Source organism: Dendronalium sp. ChiSLP03b (assembly GCF_034531165.2).
Lineage (GTDB): Bacteria > Cyanobacteriota > Cyanobacteriia > Cyanobacteriales > Nostocaceae > Dendronalium > Dendronalium minutum.
The window spans coordinates 11900-29558 of record NZ_JAVRBR020000027.1; the positions used below are offsets into that span (position 1 = coordinate 11900).

Sequence of the window (17659 nt, forward strand, 5' to 3'; positions counted from 1 at the left end):
TTGAAACTTGTAAAACTCTGAATTAATCAGCAGTTTTTATTCTTAAAAAATAAACTTAGTATCTTGGTTGATAAACAAAATAATTAGGTTTGAACACCTAATTTATAGCCATAGACTATAGGTTTCGTATCTTGTTTAAAATACAATCATATTTTGTTTAATGAGTAGATAGTATAAATTTTCCCTGCTGAATAGTTAACTTACTTGCACCTTTAGAAAGAGATTGATAGTGATATTTTTTAACTTAATTAATGCTTAAACTCAAGTTAAACAAACAATAATTTTATTCACAAATAGAATAAACGTTAACAGGAATTAAATTGTTTTTGCCAAGTTTACAAAGATAATTATCCTAAACGAGCGTTTTAATAGTTATCAGTCTATAAAATTACTTGTTTTTGTTATAAATTACACCTGGTTTGTGTTGTTCCAGGAGTTAGAATTTAGAGAATTCCGGAATTGCAACTTTTTGAATAGAGAAATCTATTTTTGCAAAAGATAGCCATGAACTGCGTTCACAATGCAGAATGAAAATATCTGTATCCTCATTCCCCATTGCTTATGCGTGCAATGATTTTGGAGGCACCGCGTCAACCTCTACGGTTAGCTGAGTTGCCAGTGCCAAAACCCAATCCCGAGCAAGTGTTGATTCGCGTTCATGCTTGCGCTGTCTGCCGTACAGATTTACATATAGTTGATGGGGAATTGACGCACCCAAAATTACCTTTGATACCTGGGCATCAAATTGTCGGTACTATCGAGGCTGTAGGTGAAAGCGTTGATAAATTTAATATCGGTCAACGAGTTGGTGTTCCTTGGCTGGGTTATACTTGCGGCGATCGCTGTCGTTACTGTCTCTCTGGTCGTGAAAATCTTTGCGATTATGCTGAGTTTACAGGATACAACCTTGATGGCGGCTATGCAGAATACACCGTCGCCGATTATCGCTTTTGCTTTCCTTTAGATCCCAGTTTTCCTGATTTGCAAGCTGCACCTCTATTATGTGGTGGCTTAATTGGCTATCGCGCTTACAGAATGACTGGCGATGCTGAAAAACTTGGTTTTTATGGCTTTGGTTCAGCGGCTCACATGTTGATTCAATTAGCTTGTTATCAAGGTCGTCAAGTCTTTGCTTTTACCCGTTCTGGCGATATTGAAGGACAAGAGTTTGCCCGTAAACTAGGTGCAACTTGGGCGGGTGACTCAGACAAATTACCTCCAGAACCCTTAGATGCGGCGATTATTTTTGCTCCTGTAGGTAAATTAGTACCTGCTGCTTTGCGTGCAGTCGCCAAAGGCGGTGTAGTAGTTTGTGCTGGCATTCACATGAGCGATATTCCCTCTTTTCCCTACGATATTCTTTGGGAAGAAAGGGTATTGCGGTCTGTGGCTAATCTCACTCGTCAAGATGGACAAGAGTTTCTGACTCTAGCCCCCAAAGTTCCCATCCGTACCGAGGTGAATCCTTTCCCGCTAACTCAAGCAAATGAGGCTCTTGATGCTCTTCGCAGTGGCAAAATTACTGGAACGGCTGTTTTGGTTGTGGACTAGTAGGAAGCAGAGGGCAGGGGGGCAGGGGGGGCAGAGGAGCAGAGGGGAGGGGTTTTCGTTGCTCATCTGCATAGATTCCGGAATCATAACTAATTATCCGGACTTGATATAAGCGATGAATTTAATTCCTTCGGCTTTTCCCTTTTTGCTTTAACCGAGAAGTATTGAAGGGACAGGGAAGAACTAGAGTTTAAAGCTGTGAAGTTAGCGAGTGAAGTTCTAAGGTTAGTGAATGAAGCTGTGAGTTTAGCGAGTGAAGTTCTAAGGTTGGTGAATGAAGCTTTGAGATTAGCGAGTGAAGTTCTGAGGTTAGCGAATAAAGCTTTGAGGTTAGTGAATGAAGCTGTGAGATTAGTGAATGAAGCTGTGAGGTTAGCGAATAAAGCTTTGAGAGGTTAGCGAATAAAGCTTTGAGGTTAGTGAATGAAGCTCTGAGGTTAGTGAATGAAGCTCTGAGGTTAGCGAGCGAAGCTCTGAGGAAAATGAACGAGTCTTTGAGATGGATAAATGAGAGGAAGACAAAGGAGCAGGGGAAATACAGGGAGATACAGCAGTTTGCAACTAATAAATGAGGTACAAAACTGAGAATTCCCAAAAGAAATTATTCTGCCTCCTGCCTTCTGCCTCCTGCCTCCTGCCTTTTAACTCAGCACTTTGAAAGCGAGTTTTTTGAACAAAACTGATGCTGCATCGTCTACATCCGTTATAGTTATAGGTTATCAGTTGTGCTTATTGCGATCGCAATTGCAGGACACAGTGTAAAAATCTAGAAAAATCACTTCTATAAGGTAAAAAAGCTATATTTACCTACGTAGCATCAAAACTACTGTTAAAATCCAAATAATTTTCAGTGATATTCCTACCTAACTCCTATGAGAGAAACTATCCTAGAGGTTCGCAATCTACAAGTTGAATTTTCCGGTGATGGCAGCATCGTGAAAGCGGTAGATGGTATTTCCTTTCAGCTAAATCGAGGTGAGACTCTAGGGATAGTAGGAGAATCGGGAAGTGGTAAATCGGTAACATCACTAGCTGTAATGGGTTTATTACAGACTCCGGGAAGAGTTAGCGGTGGTGAAATCTGGTTTCGCCCACAAGCAAATTCTAATCCCATTAATTTGGTAGAGTTGCCTCCTGAGCAAATGCAGCTATACCGAGGCGGCGATATCGCCATGATTTTTCAAGAACCGATGAGTTCGCTCAATCCGGTTTACACTATCGGGTTTCAGCTGACTGAAGCGATTATGCGCCATCAGAATGTGTCAGTTGCTGAAGCACAACGAATTGCGATCGCAGGTCTGCAAGAGGTTAAACTTCTACCCAGCGATGAACTAATCCAACAGCAGTATCTCGAAAGCTGGCATCAAACTGACCCAAATTCATCTAAACCAGATGAGCCAAGATTGGCACAATTGGTAAAGCAGCACAAAGAAGCCATGCTAGAACGTTACCCCCATCAACTGTCTGGGGGTCAGTTGCAACGGGTGATGATTGCCATGGCGATTTCCTGTAACCCATTACTGTTGATTGCTGACGAACCAACCACAGCCTTAGATGTAACGGTACAGGCAACAATTATTGAGTTGCTTAGGGAATTGCAGCAAAGCCGTGATATGGCATTGATTTTCATCACCCACGACTTGGGACTGATTTCCGAAATTGCCGACCAAGTAGCGGTGATGTACAGAGGCAAAGTAGTGGAATACGGTGCATCTGAGCAAATCTTTACCAATCCCCAGCATCCATATACTAAAGGTTTGGTAGCTTGTCGTCCCACACTCAACCGCCGTCCCCACAAACTACTCACCGTTTCTGATTACATGAGTGCAGAAGAAACGGCAGCGGGACAGCTAGTAATTCAAGAGAAAGAACCGCAACAACCTTCGGAAGTTACAACCGAGGAAATATCTGCAAGATGGGCAAACCTTAGCGAAAAGCCACCTCTATTGCAAATCAAGAACCTCAAGGTTGGTTTCCCAGTGCGGGGCGTATTTGGTGGTACTAAACGCTACACCATGGCAGTGAATGGCGTTTCCTTTGATGTCAAACCAGGGGAAACATTGGGGTTAGTGGGAGAATCTGGTTGCGGCAAAACCACTCTCGGTAGAACTTTGCTGCGATTAATCGAACCAATGAGCGGTCAGATAATCTTTGATGGGCAAGATATTACAAAGCTTAAAGGAGAACCGTTGCAAAAACTGCGGCGGGAAATGCAAATTGTCTTCCAAAACCCCTTTAGTTCCCTCGACCCACGGATGAAGATTGGGGAAGCAGTGATGGAACCTTTATTAATTCACTCGGTTGGTAAGACAAAACGACAACGGCGAGAACGTGCAGCCGAACTCCTAGAACGGGTGGGGTTGAATGCAGATGCCATGAACCGCTATCCGCATCAGTTTTCTGGAGGACAACGCCAGCGGGTTTGCATAGCTCGTTCTTTGGCATTAAATCCCAAATTTATTATCTGTGATGAATCGGTTTCAGCGCTGGATGTCTCGGTACAGGCGCAAGTACTGAATCTGCTGAAAGAATTGCAGGACGATTTTCAGCTAACCTATATCTTCATTTCCCACGATTTAAGCGTGGTGAAATTTATGAGCGATCGCATTTTAGTCATGAATCGCGGTCAAATTGTCGAACAAGGCACAGCCGAAAGTATCTACCGCGAACCCAAAGAAGAATACACGCAAAAGTTAATTGCTTCGATTCCTACTGGTAGCCCCGAACGCGTGCGAAATCGGCAATTACGCTCGTTGTAATATTGTTTTAACTTGCGCCTGCAATTGAAAGTAGTATTATCAATAACAATATAAGCATGTATAAGCATTAAGCAAGCTTCACCAATCCAGCAGAGCAAGTGAGGTTAACTCGGCGTGGGTAAAAGACTTTATTTGAAAAAACGATTTCAGCGACAAAGAAATCGACTATTTGTCAGTATATTTGCTCTGGCTCTGACCTTAACAGTGCTGTTTGGCTCAGCAGTGCCAACTTATACTCAAACTCCTAAGCCAATTGCTCGTGATGCAGTTATTACAGAAATTAAAGCATACGCTCAACGCCATGTAGATAATGACAGCCCCCTGAAAACAGAGTTTGTTGTCAACCAGTATCGGGATAACAAAGTCGGGCTAACTGCTCCAGAAATAGCGAAAATTTATGAAGAGGAATATACCAAGCAGAAACAAGCAAAAGAATCGAGTTTACAGGAGCAACTACTCCCGAAAATGGGATGGGTAGCAGCTGGTTTCCTGTTTCTGGTACTCATCTTCCGAGATGTTGTGACGGAATGGGTAAAGAACTTTTTTAATGCCATAGGCACTGGGATTTATAACAGATTTGCAGGCAGTAAATTGTTTCGTGGAATCGCTCTACGAAAATATCAAAAAGGGCTAATTGATAAGTATCAGGAATTACATATCCCCTTTCGACCGCATCGACCCCTGAAAGTCAGTGAAGTGTACGTTCCGCTCAAGGTCAAAGGTGCAAGCAACACAGAACAAATCGATGCCTACCATGCTGTGAATGAATATCCCAGACTAATGGTTACAGGCGATCCTGGCTCTGGAAAATCCATGCTGCTCAAGCATCTTGCCCTTAGCTATGCTGAAGCTCGTTTGTACCTACCAGAACAACCCATACTAGTTTTGTTAGAACTCCACCGACTTAGCGATGCCCAAAAGTCATTGGAACAGCTTTTGGTAGATGCTTTGGCGCGGGATAACTTTCCCCATGCTGAACACTTTGTCGATCACAGCTTAAAGCAAGGCACGCTCATGTTGCTGTTTGATGGGCTTGATGAAGTCAATAGCAGCGATCGCTGGCGAGTTGTGCAGCAAATTAAGGATATATTAGACCAGCATCCAAAATGCCGTGTCGTTATTACTTGTCGTAAAGCCGTCTACAGAGGTGAATTTGCTGAGGTAGTAGATCGGACGCTGGAAGTTGTAGAATTTAGCGATCGACAAATTCGCCACTTTTTGGGTTCGTGGAAGCGAGATATGCCAGCGGACAAGTCGATTGAGCAACTAATGCAGACGTTGCACGACCGACCGCGAATTATGGCATTAGCGCGCAATCCGTTAATGCTAACTATTGTTGCTTACCTCTACACTGATACCCGTTTTGTGCTGCCTCACTCACGAGCAGAGTTTTATCGTAAATCCACAGATATTCTGCTAGACCAATGGCATCAAGAACACAATCGTTACCAAGCACGAGACAAGCGGTTAGTACTTCAGCACTTAGCACTTTACAACCAAGACAGCGCCAATTATCAACAGCAAGACCGCCGCAGTCTCAAATTTACAACAGTATTAGAGCAAGTTAGACAGATACTACCAGGATTAAATCTTCAGCCTGACCAAGATGCTTTACCACTATTAAAAGAAATAGTAGAACGTAGCGGTTTACTATTAGAAATTGATGGTGGTGATAAATACCAGTTTGCCCATCTGACCTTACAAGAATTTTTCGCAGCGGCTGAATTAATAGATAAAGCCGACGACTTATTTAATCGTTTCCAAACAGACAAAGATGCTTGGCGTGAGACTGTCAAACTTTGGTGCGGAATTGCTGGAGATAGTACAGCTTTGCTCCAGAAAATATACATAGAAGATGAAATTACTGCCTTTGAATGTCTAGCAGATGCTCAGAAAGTAGACCAAGCTTTAGCCACGCAAATCATCAATTCTTTTAAAGTTCAACTAGGCACAGTTAGCAACACAACTGCTGTGGAAGAGGCTTTTGGTGCTGTTGCGGCAGATTCACGCCCCCGTGGTGAGGAAGTTTTAGAGTTTTTAACGCAAACATTGGCTACGAGTCAAGAGCCAGCCCGTCGTTTGGCTGCGGCTAATGCTCTATCTTTCACTAACCTACCCGATGCAGCTCAAGTGCTTGCAAACAACTATGGTAATTGCCCAGAGGCACGCACAGCTCTGATACGTATGGGCGATTTAGCAGTGTCGGCACTGGCGTATTTAGTTGCGGGTTCTACAGAAGCGATGGATGACTTGCTTACCATTGGTACGCCCGATGCTGCTAAAGCACTTGTACCCTTGCTGTGGAAACAAGATGACAGGATTGCAGCTAGAGCAGCTTGGCGCTTGGCAGCATTGCTACATCAACCCAATGTAGAAGATGAATTGCGAAATTATTCACTGACTGAGGAGCAAAGACGGGCAGATAAGCTTGATTGGATTTGGCAGCCTTTTGATGAGTCTGCGAGTTCGGCTGTATCATTAATTGCTGGAAGGGTAGCCTATTTGATGGAAAAAGCGCCAATTGAAGTAGCTCCCACAACTCCACCCGAATTAGATCCACGACTTGTCATCCCTTTATGTTCAATACCACTCATAGGGCAAATGAATCTTTCTGCACTCAAAAAAGAAAAACCTACACCAGAATTGGTGGAAATAGTAGATGAACTATTTCATGATTCTGCACCTCAATTAGTCGAAAATATAAAGTCTCAGAACGGTTTTTACCGTTTTCATGCAGTCCAAGAAGTAACCAATTTACTGACGATACCAAGCACTCAGATACCCCAATCATCTGACGTGCAAGCGCAGTTTATAAAAGAAGTTCTTAAAACCACAAAGGCAAGTCCTCGTAGCTGTTACCTTTGGGCTGGTCTTACATCTAATATGAAATGTAATTTGCTCCATTGCTTGCTAAAAGCAGATAGCACACAAACTTTGACAACATACAGCGACTGGCTCAATATCTTTCAACCTATAAAATATAAATTTGATAAGAGTTGGCACTATCTATTAATTATAACTCTTTTAGCAATAATCTCTATAATTGCTTTAGGCATGATAGGAAATTTTGTTTTGCAATCATCTATTTTGTTGAGTTGGAATAATGGATTTTTATTGATTATAACTATACCAATAATAGGGTGTTTTTATTTGATGTTAACACGAGAAGAATCGCGTAAAAATGTTGCATTTATGATATTTAATAATAATATTTATGATGATAAATTAAACACAAGAATTTTTAAAAAACAGAATGTATTATTCGATAATATTTTCTGTATTATTATTCTTGTAATTCCAATTCTATCAATTGTTCATGTTTTTGTATTAATCAATGATTTTCGCAATAAAAGTCTTGAGATAAGTTCGATTTTATTTTTGCCATTTTCTTATTGGTCTCCGGCAGTAATATATTTAATTTACTTACCTTTACTGCAAGTTTTTACTCCACTTTATGTGCTATTTGTTATAGCAATTATTTTCCTAATATTAATAGTAATCTGTAGTTTACTTATCTGGCTTGCTCAAAAGCGCGATCGCGAAGCCCGAAATCCACTACAAGGTATTCTTGAGGCTAAAACTAGCAGTACATCATCGAATTATCTAATCAGCAAAAGCTTGTTTCGTCTGGGAAGATTGCGTTTTTGGTATCCTAAGCTTTAATGCGATTGATAATGGCTGCACACAGCTTGTTTACTAAACTGCAAATTTGCACTACACTATCTTTTCTTAGGAGCGATCGCCCTCACTACACTATCTTTTCTTAAGAGCGATCGCAAGCAATCAAAGAGTACTAGGACTTACGCACTATACAAATTGTCTATTATGTGCATAAGGATATTTGGTTGTCGAGGCAGTATTGTCGATTTTAACCGATTAATGGTGGCTTTACTCAGGCGATCGCTACAGACTTGTGTTCTCAACCAACAAACTTGTATTCTCAACCAACGAACTTGTGTTCTCAACTAACGAACTTGTGTTCTCAACTAACAAACTTGTGTTCTCAACCAACGAACTTGTGTTCTCAACCAACGAACTTGTGTTCTCAACCAACGAACTTGTGTTCTCAACCAATCATTATGCACATAATAGCCAATTTGTATAGTGCGTAAGTCCTAAGTACATCGTTTTAGGTAATTCTTTAGTCTACTTAGGTTCGTCAAGGAAGCGATCGCATTTGGATTAATCTAAATATGGGTTTGGATACTTGCAGTCATTTCAACGCGAGTGTCGAAAGTCGAAACCTTGGCGGATAGACTTTAGCTATGCAGATATCCAAATGAGGAGACAGAGGAACTCATCTTTAGTATAAATACGCAGCTAAAACTTTATTAAGTGTGCTAATTTGAGCTTACTGTATGTAATCGATAGCATATAAAGTCAAATTCTCAATAAATGTTAAGTAAAATTTGTTACTAATAGCATCTAACTTTCTGTAATACCGCCATAAAGGAGTTTCAAATCTTGAAAGACTATATCTGTGAAATTTTTGCCCAAAATGTTGGTTTATCTATCGCAGAAATTTTTGAAAATGACTTGACGCTAGCGGCGATTATTGCTCGTTCCGATCGCCTACATAACAGCATCGATCTAATGGAAGTTTTCGCCAAAACTGCGAATATGCTGAAAAAGCAATATGGAGTCCAGATTCGTTTGCCAGCTTTTTCTCTTGATACCCCTATTTCAGATGTATTAGAAGCATTTCTAAATGAGGCTGATACAGTTAATACTTTGACTTGAAAATGATAAATTTTAAATCTCAAAACTTCTTGGAAAATAGAGTCTAGAGAATAAAGGGTAGTGGTAAAAATTTTCATTTTTAGTTTGACAACCAGCTTTTTAACCCGCGTAGGCGAGTTTTGCCTGTGTAGCCGCGACTTATAGTCGCCTTCTTAAAAATTAAATTCAAATATATCCACTATGGTAAATACAATTTCTAGGTCTGATATTGTCAGTAACTTATATGCAATTGTTGCCGAACAACGAAGCTCTTTAGTTGATTTGATATGGGAACAACACTATTTCCATGAAAAGCGCCGATGGAGTGCAGTGGAAATGATTGGTGCGATTAACTTGGAGGCTGTGAGTGAGTTTGACAAAGCTAACCTCTGGAATGCTGGACGTGCAGAATTGACTACCAAGCCAGGAGCCGATCGCCTGGCTAGATTGGCTGATGCTGAGTGTCGTCGTTGGCAAGATTACAATCCAGTTTTAGCAAGCATTATGCAAGCTTGTAGTACTTGGAGTCGTTACTGGAATGAGGAAGAAAGCTTTCACGAAACCACACTTAATCGCTTATCGACTCTACTCAGTCTAGAACCTGTCAGTGATGAGACTGTGATTGAGTTTCGGAAGATTTTTCCCGACGATGACATGCTCAGAACATTGGTATTATTAGCGATTTCGGAGATTACAGCCACGGTTAACTACTCTTGGTGTGCGAGTGTTGCTCAAGACCCTGGATTGAAGAAGCTGTTTAAGCAAATTGCTGCTGATGAATCGCAGCACATGACATACTTCATCAGTTTTGCCAAAGCTTTAGTAGATAGTAAAGAGTACTCACCCAAAGGTGCATTTGCTGTTGCACACTTATTTGTGCGAGAAGGGGGCGAACTTTATGGTAGTAACCGCCAACAAGTTGAGCAGCGGGATTCTCACGTTAATTGGTGGGATTCTATTAAGTATGAGATGGTTCTGCCAGACAATATCGAGCGCAAGCAAAGTCTGATATTTTCTGCGCTCAGACAAATTACAGGAATTCAGGTAAACTCTGCGGCTGAAGTTGAACAGACGTGGCTGGATCTGGTGGGATGTTAATTGGACTAGGGCACGATATTCAACTGATTGCAGAACTAACAACAGTTGAAGCTTTGAAAGTTCCAGGCATTTTCTTTACAAACACAGAGTGCCTTTACTTCAGCCAAAGTAAAAACCCTCTCCAAAGTATGGCAGGTACTTTCTCAGCTAAAGAAGCTTTGTTTAAAGCTTTGGCAATGCCCCCTAATTTCTACTGGACAGATGTAGAAGTGCAACATAATTCCCGTCACGCGCCTTACTTTGAGTTTTACGGCTCACTAGCAGAGCATTTTCAGCTTCAACATTGGACTGTTTACCTTTCCATATCTCATAGTGGGGATTATGTGTCTACTGTTGTAGCTATCTCTCCCCAACCATGATTGCAGCAACTGGCAACATAACAGGACTTACGCAAAATTATGAAAAAACGAACCACATAGACGCGCTAGCGGCTTCCCGCAGGGTAGGACGCAAAGTACACAAAGAAATAAGAGTTGACTTTATTAATTACGAATTACGAATTACGAATTACGAATTGGTATAAGTATGAACTTTGAAGCTGTTAACCTAAAACTTCAAGTACGCCCAAATGACCTTGATAGTTTGGGTCACGTCAATAATGCCACTGTTCTCGAATATTTAGAAGCAGGACGATGGTCATGGCTTGAGCATCACAACTTATTTCGTGGACAGCGGATTATTCCTGTAGTTGCTCGTATTGAAGTCAACTATAGCCGTGAAATATTACCTGGAGAGGTCAAGATTATTACGAAACTCAAAGACATGGAGGAAAATTACCATTATCAAGTAATTTTTCACCAATTTGTTGAGATTTTCAAAAATGGAACTGCAAAGGTTGCTGCCGATGCTCTTGTGAAAGTAGCATTCATTGATTCAATTGAACGATCGCTGAGAACTCTCCAGGATTTTCTCGATGAAAATAAGCAACAAGATGGTTGAGGTTAAAACAATGCAAGACTTACAACCTAGAATTGAGCCGATGACTGCGATCGCAATGATTCAAGCTCTCAAGCATACTGACTCGCGCTTGGGCTTATTCTTAAGACAGGATCGTGCTGCTGAGCCTAAGTTTCTCGCCTATTGTGAGATGTACCAGAAGATTGCAGCCTATATGGAGTACTTTCGAGCTGCGGGTGTGACAGCTGGCTCGCGAGTTCTGTTTCCTTTTGAAACAACCGAAGGTGTAATTATTGCTTTCTTTGCTTTAGTTGGACTGGGAGCAATTCCATTGTCAGTTAAACCCTACAGCATGGGTGTTGTCAAAGAAAGCTACCTGGAATTTTTGACGAAAGTTACAACCCAATATCAAGCTGAATTTGTCTTGGAAGCACCTAGTATTAGAAGTTTAGAATTGAGCCTCCAACGTCTACATTTACCAGACACAGATATTCAGCCCCTAGAATCAGCAAATTTTGCAGCAATTACAGATACTGATATTGCTTTTGTGCAGTTTTCTTCTGGCTCGACTTCTTTCCCCAAAGGAATTCCAGTCACTCATGGAAAAATTGTGACACAAATGCAGGCGATCGCTAACCACGCTCAAAATAGACCCAGTGATGCAACTGCAAGCTGGCTGCCACTTTATCACGATATGGGATTGGTAGGTGGTTTACTGACAACGCTATACGTAAGGCATAACTTGCACCTGAGTACACCCATGCATTTTTTAATGAATCCTGTGGGGTGGTTAAGCGAACTGTCAGAAAAAAAGATTGCGATCGCAGTTATTCCAGATTTTGCCATTAGTTACTGTCTCCGTCGCTTGGCAATTACCGACCCCCAAGAAATTGCCAACTTAAACTTGACCCAGTTACGAATGGTTTTCAATGGCAGTGAGCCAATTAATATAGACAAACTACATCAGTTCTTGGAAGTGCTTGCACCCTACGGATTGCAACCTACAGCAATTAAGCCTTGCTATGGCATGGCGGAAGCAGTCTTGATGATTTCCTGTTGTAAGTTAGAAGATATTCCCCGAATTGTGACTTTAGCAAATGGCTGCAAAGCGATTTCCCTAGGTCAACCGTTGAGTACATTTGATATTCGCTTAAGAACAGAAGATGGTCGTTTATGCTACGAGGGCGAAATTGGTGAAATTGAACTCAGAGGCGGGACTTTAGTCGATAAATATTTTGAAAGCGAATGCCCTTTTTACAATTCTGATGGTTTTTTCCCGACTGGCGATTTAGGTGTGATGAGCGAGGGTGAGTTGTTCGTCACAGGTCGGCTGAACGATCGCTTCAAAATTAATGGTCAAAGTTATTTTGCCAGTGATTTTGAACATGCTATAGAGTCGTTATCGTTTGTACACCCAGGCAAAGTTGCAACAATTCAAGCTGATGACCGCATCATCGTCTTGATAGAAACCAAACAAGCTAGTGTTCTTCAGCAAGCAATTGACTATCAGCGTCAAGTCAGCGAAATAGTTCTCAACCAACTGGGCATTAAAATCTCAGTGGACAATGTAATTTTCATTCGTCCAGGACAACTAGAGAAAACTAGCAGTGGTAAGTTACGGCGAATAGCGATCGCTCAAGCCTACATTACAGGAAAAATTGTACTTGCTTGTTAAAAAACTACTAGGACTTACGCAAAATACCTCTCTAACTCTCATTACTCCGTGTACTCTGTGCCTCTGTGGTTCGATTCTTCCGTAGTTTGTGCGTAAGTCCTAACTACAATAAATTAACTGTAATTAATTATTATTGATAGTTTTTATCTGAGTAAGCTACTAACTACAATAAGCCAAACTACTTAATCTAGGAGTATTTACTAAATCAGTATTGACTATCCAACCAGTACCAGATAATTCGCCTGGAAAACTTCTAGAAAGGTCAATTTCTACCCAAATATAATTTTCTGATCTGTATGACTTAACTACATTACCTGTAGTTAAATTCAGATATACGGTTGTGTTTGGATAAAGTGTTGTAATATAGGTTCCTTTTGTACTTGGTTGGCGACGTATAATAATTTCAGGTTGTACAATTTGCCGACATGTAATGCCAATAGTGGGTTTATTCCACTGTTCTCGATCGCTGCTATTAGTTTCACAAAATTTCAGCACAGCAGTTTGAATAAAGCCTGAAGTAGGAGATTGAATTCTCACAAATTTATCTCCACTAGCTGGTGTGTATGCTAAAGAAACTTTTGTCTTTGCAGACAATATTCTGATAGCTTTGGATGATGTCGAGGGTTCTTTAAAAATTGGAGTATCTACTTTAGTTGCACGACAACTCGACTGAGAAACATTGGAAGGATTTCCTGGCGTTTGAGCAAATACAGGTACACTCACGAACGTAGCAATCTCTACTAAAGTAAAAATATACAATAACTTCTGCAATTCCACTTTTTTCCTCAATATCACCTATAAAAAATGCACATTAGACTCGGAGTGTATAAACTCTGACCTGAAAAAATTTTACAACGATTAACCAGTATTTTCTATTTACTCATCTTGGATGGATAAAGCCAAGAAGGCGATCGCAATCATAAAAACGTCTCGGTTCTAGCGGACAGAAGCAAGCAAGAAAGCTGAATACGGATAGTAATCCTCGGCTCATAAGTGCATAGGGTCGGTAAAATACGATATTAATAATTAACATCAAATACAATTAGCTGTTTTTCGGAAAAATACGGTACATCTGTGCAAAATTTATCTGACTTTTTTCCGAAATAGCCCTGAATGAATGGGCAATATAAAATATTGTGTAATCAAATTTTACGGAAATCCCTATTTACACTAATCTTGACCCAGTATAAGTCTAACTTTTCAACATCCTATGAGTGAAGATACAAAGTTCTTGCGTATATTTGGTTCAATATTCGCAGGTATTGGCAGCATATTTGCTGTCACAGGCATAATTATTGGACTGAATACTCGTTCGTTTGTTGCCACAGCAGTATCAACACAAGGAACAGTAATCGATTTAGTACCTCGTTCATCAACTGATAGTAACGGTTATCACTCCTCTTATGTTTACTATCCAGTAGTGAAATTTACCGACCGTTCTGGCGAACCAACGGTATTTGAAGCAAAGGCAGGCAGCAACCCACCAGCATTTAGTAAAGGTCAGCAGGTAGAAGTACTATACAATCCTCAAAAGCTAAACTCTGCCACGATTAATTCCTGGTTCCAATTCTGGTTGCTTCCAGTTATTTTTACCAGCTTAGGTTTAATTTTTGTGGTGATTGGAGGAATTGTACTAATCAAGTCTTTTCCTCGTCTAATGAGTTTTAAGTAAAAATATTAGTTGAAATGTACCACATTAGAAAGATATTAGACTAGCAAATCACCAAAGAAAGGCAGAGGGCAGAGGGCAGAAGGCTCTAGAAAATAGCTCCTCCCTCTGCCAAGAGGGTTTGAAGCCCCTAAGAGGATGTCTGAGAAGTCGAAAATTATACTAAAAACCCCTCTCCAAACCTCTCCCCGAAACGGAGAGAGGCTTTGAAACCCCCCTAGCCCCCCTTGCAGGCAAGGGGGGCTAGGGGGGTTAGGTTTTTAAGACTTTGATGTTAGCAAGAATACTTTTCAGACATGCTCTAAATTCATTTATGAACAAAGATGGAAATATGTATTTCTCGCGCTACGCCTCTCGAAATACTGCGTCCTTATTAAATCCCCTAAATTTATTTATGAGGATTCCCTTCTGCCCTCTGCCTTCGTACTTCTGCCTTCTTAACGTTATTGGATCAAAATTATTGCCTCTTGAACCTTGGTAGAAAGTGCTTTTTGCAGCCCTTGTCCAACTTTGGTAATTAGTTTGTCAAAAGCTTCTTGATTCGCTATCAGTTGTTCTCGCAGCACCTTTTCTAACTCTGGCTTGATTTGCTCGCACATATCGTCAATTTTCTTGTCATTCAAAAAACTAGAACGAATCCAACCGGGAATATCCACATTTGTCTTGATTACTTCTTGGAAGTTCTTACGATTTAGCTCCATTCCTGCCGCCATCACGGAAGCACCGTATACCAATGCGATCGGCCAAGTCAAGTGTCCAGTTAGTATTAGAGTGATAATGCTAGCGATCGTACCGCCACCAATTAATACATTGACAATAAACGCTACTGTGTCGGCAAGGATAGCATCTCCAATTCGGAGGTCTGGGTTAACAAAAGCTGGGTCAATACTATCTTCAAACCTCAAACTGCTTCTTGGTATTTGAAACTTTCGGCATATGGGGTCGGTTTCTGCGGCTAAGTCGGGTTGGATTTTATTGTTAAACCAAATAATACATTGATTGTTAATTATCTGCTGAGCAATATCACCTTCAAGCCACTGCTCTGCCCGACTTTTCATAGATGTTTCCAAATCAGCTAAAGTCCGTATTTGGTTCTTTTGCCAATCTTTGACTCCTGGTTTCACTGCATTTTTAATCAAACTATCTGCCAGTGGTTTAGTCAATAATTCAATTAACTCTGGGATATGTCTTTCAATTATTTGTTTGAGTTTGTTGGAGTCTAATAGCTGATTGACTTCTTGTTTAAAAGCAGCGGCACGCAGATCCCATCTGCCTACCCGCGCTAAACCCAAGGCAATACACCGTTCGGGTTCGGGATCGGGACGAAGCAGTGTTTCTGGTTCGCTAAAGATTTCTTGAGAAATTTGGTGTGTAAACTGCATCCGAGATGCACCACCAGTCATCAGCACAAGTTTTGGAACAATGCCAAGTTTATCGAGATTTTCTTTTGCTTCAATTAAAGCTGAACGAAACGATTTAATCCAACTTTTTTGCCCTAGTTCGGGCAAGGGTTGGTTCAATATTTCCTCCATAATTAATTTATTAATTTGGGGAATAAAATAAATCTGTTCGTTAATAGACTCGAAGCCACGGGCAAAGGTTTGCGGATCGTTGTATAGCTGTTCGTTAGAAAAGTAATCTTCTTTAGTTTTGCGGCAGGCAAGTTCGCAACGAGCTTGATGATGGGGATATTCTAAAAATACTTTTTCTAGTAATGCCTTTTGTTCGTGTTTGGCAAGAGTACGCTCAAAAATAGCTTTTTCAATTAGCGATGCTCCCAAAGCATTACTGCCAAAATCTACGGGGATTTCTTCTAAGCTTTTAACCAGGGTAAAATCTGTGGTTGAAGAACCAATATCAACAATTAGCACTGATGAAAGCAGTTTTTCATACTCTAGCTTCCCGGCTTCTTTGGCTTGCATAAAAGCAGCCCGCGATTCAGGTACAACATTCAATTGGGGAATGCCGGCTTGTTGAAGTAACTTTTGGTATTCTTCGCGTTCGTTAATTGACCATCCTGAAGGGCAACCAACGTAAAAATAGCTACTTTCTTTATCTTCAATTTGTCTGCTTTCTTTTAAAAGACGGTAGTAGGTGGCGACAAAAGTGCTAATTGTTTCTCGATACTTTGGATCGTTATTTGGTTTTTGTTTGAAAGAAATTGTTAACTGAGTAACGCCAGCTTGAATTAATGCTTGTTCTCCGACAAGATAACCTAGTTGAGGATGCCAGCCAAGAGCAGTGATTTGGTTCTTTTTGTTATTAATCTCTAGCATCTGAGGGGGTTCGATGCTCTCTACTGTAGCTTTAGCTACAGATGTTTCACCGTGTCCCAAATCAAAACCGATTGTTTCTAAAATTTCCATCTTCTTATTATCTGTTATTCTCTAGCCTCGGAATAGGCTGGCTCTATGACGCGACCAGGCCTGAGCAAGCGATCGCCTTTCAACAAAGCAGGAGTTATAGTCACGTAATCTTTGGTGGATGGGTCGATACTTGGCTCGAAGTTAAAATATTCGCGATCGCTGCGAGGATCTTGTGGTTGATAATTTTGGGCGCGAATTCCCTGAGACATTAAAATCTGTGGCAGAAGTTTTGCTAGTTCGCTGACCATTTGGGGTTTATCGAGCAATGATGCGCCAATTAACCGTTGCAGAAAATTCAAGAGTTCTGGCAGTTCTTCAATGCCGCGATCGTCTTCATGTTTGTTTACTTCTTCAAATCTAGCAACTGCTAAGTCGATAGTGTTGAGGGCATCAGCAATGTTGTCTAAAAGGACTTTGCTATCAACTCGTAAGACAGCTCGATCTAAGTCCAATGGTTCAGGAGACGTTAAATTGTTTTTATCGAGTTGCAATACAACTTCTAACCCCACAAGCACAGAAGCTAGCAAGATAGCCATCCAAGCACCTGGGGTAGTTTGAGTTAAATAAAACAACCAACCTAAAATACCTATATAAATAAGTGCCTTGAGTAGTTTCAGGATTAACCTGTTAGGAGAAAAGTTTGTAGTTAAGTTAGTAATTTGCTTTTGTTCTGTTGGAGCAACTTTTTGTAAATTAGCCGCAGTTAGAGTAGCGATAGACTGTCGCAGCATATCCAAGAAAAACGAAGCTAAACGAACTTGAGTCAGATTTAGTTCACTAATATAAATTCTTTCCAGATTATCGAGTCGGTTTTGAACCAGCTTAACTATCTGCTCAACATTGGTGATATTGTCAATTTCTGTCTGGAGTTGGTTGCGTTCTTCACTAAAAAGTGTGGCGATCGTTTTCATTACCCTTACCCAAA

General features: G+C 40.8%; 14 protein-coding genes. 11 read left to right on the forward strand and 3 right to left on the reverse strand.

Going from position 1 to position 17659, the window contains the following annotated elements; all coding sequences use genetic code 11:
• Nucleotides 1-561 precede the first annotated feature (561 nt).
• The 10 genes from RMY31_RS06770 (at nt 562) to RMY31_RS06815 (ending at nt 12699) form a co-directional block, all read left to right on the forward strand.
• Nucleotides 562-1551: a zinc-dependent alcohol dehydrogenase family protein gene (locus RMY31_RS06770; RefSeq protein WP_322666666.1), complete on the forward strand. Its 990-nt coding sequence runs from the start codon at nt 562-564 to the stop codon at nt 1549-1551.
• Nucleotides 1552-1749: 198 nt separating this feature from the next.
• Complete coding sequence (locus RMY31_RS06775) at nt 1750-1950, forward strand: hypothetical protein (protein WP_322666668.1); 201 nt, start codon at nt 1750-1752, stop codon at nt 1948-1950.
• Between the two features lie 473 nt (nt 1951-2423).
• Entirely contained in the window at nt 2424-4310 is a 1887-nt protein-coding gene (locus RMY31_RS06780; protein WP_322666670.1) for an ABC transporter ATP-binding protein, read from the forward strand.
• 114 nt (nt 4311-4424) lie between these two features.
• Nucleotides 4425-7973, forward strand: a complete 3549-nt coding sequence (locus RMY31_RS06785; RefSeq protein ID WP_322666672.1) for an NACHT domain-containing protein — start codon at nt 4425-4427, stop codon at nt 7971-7973.
• A 162-nt stretch (nt 7974-8135) separates the two neighbouring features.
• A complete protein-coding gene (locus RMY31_RS06790; RefSeq protein ID WP_409877522.1) occupies nt 8136-8279 on the forward strand; it encodes a hypothetical protein in 144 nt (47 codons plus the stop codon).
• A 495-nt stretch (nt 8280-8774) separates the two neighbouring features.
• The gene (locus RMY31_RS06795) at nt 8775-9050 is read left to right on the forward strand and encodes a hypothetical protein (protein WP_322657764.1); all 276 of its coding nucleotides are present in this window, start codon (nt 8775-8777) and stop codon (nt 9048-9050) included.
• 180 nt (nt 9051-9230) lie between these two features.
• Nucleotides 9231-10127 (forward strand): acyl-ACP desaturase, encoded by an 897-nt coding sequence (locus RMY31_RS06800; RefSeq protein WP_322657765.1) that lies wholly within the window; start codon nt 9231-9233, stop codon nt 10125-10127.
• Nucleotides 10103-10486 carry a holo-ACP synthase gene (locus tag RMY31_RS06805; RefSeq protein WP_322657766.1) on the forward strand — a complete coding sequence of 128 codons (384 nt, stop codon included), beginning with the start codon at nt 10103-10105 and terminating at the stop codon, nt 10484-10486. Before RMY31_RS06800 ends, RMY31_RS06805 begins: the two co-directional genes overlap by 25 nt.
• A 166-nt stretch (nt 10487-10652) precedes the next feature.
• Nucleotides 10653-11066, forward strand: a complete 414-nt coding sequence (locus RMY31_RS06810; protein WP_322657767.1) for an acyl-CoA thioesterase — start codon at nt 10653-10655, stop codon at nt 11064-11066.
• 10 nt (nt 11067-11076) lie between these two features.
• Nucleotides 11077-12699 (forward strand): AMP-binding protein, encoded by a 1623-nt coding sequence (locus tag RMY31_RS06815; RefSeq protein ID WP_322657769.1) that lies wholly within the window; start codon nt 11077-11079, stop codon nt 12697-12699.
• 159 nt (nt 12700-12858) lie between these two features.
• On the opposite strand, the gene RMY31_RS06820 is transcribed toward RMY31_RS06815, so the two are convergent.
• A complete protein-coding gene (locus tag RMY31_RS06820) occupies nt 12859-13476 on the reverse strand; it encodes a hypothetical protein (RefSeq protein WP_322657770.1) in 618 nt (205 codons plus the stop codon).
• A 433-nt stretch (nt 13477-13909) separates the two neighbouring features.
• Here RMY31_RS06820 and RMY31_RS06825 point away from each other — a divergent pair, with 433 nt between their 5' ends.
• On the forward strand, nt 13910-14371 hold the full coding sequence (locus RMY31_RS06825) for a DUF3592 domain-containing protein (protein ID WP_322657771.1): 462 nt from the start codon (nt 13910-13912) through the stop codon (nt 14369-14371).
• A gap of 440 nt (nt 14372-14811) precedes the next feature.
• Here RMY31_RS06825 and RMY31_RS06830 read toward each other — a convergent pair whose 3' ends face one another.
• Together RMY31_RS06830 and RMY31_RS06835 are read right to left on the reverse strand one after the other, a co-directional pair.
• Entirely contained in the window at nt 14812-16734 is a 1923-nt protein-coding gene (locus RMY31_RS06830) for an Hsp70 family protein (protein WP_322657772.1), read from the reverse strand.
• Nucleotides 16735-16748: 14 nt separating this feature from the next.
• The gene (locus RMY31_RS06835) at nt 16749-17645 is read right to left on the reverse strand and encodes a hypothetical protein (protein WP_322657773.1); all 897 of its coding nucleotides are present in this window, start codon (nt 17643-17645) and stop codon (nt 16749-16751) included.
• Nucleotides 17646-17659: the final 14 nt, after the last annotated feature.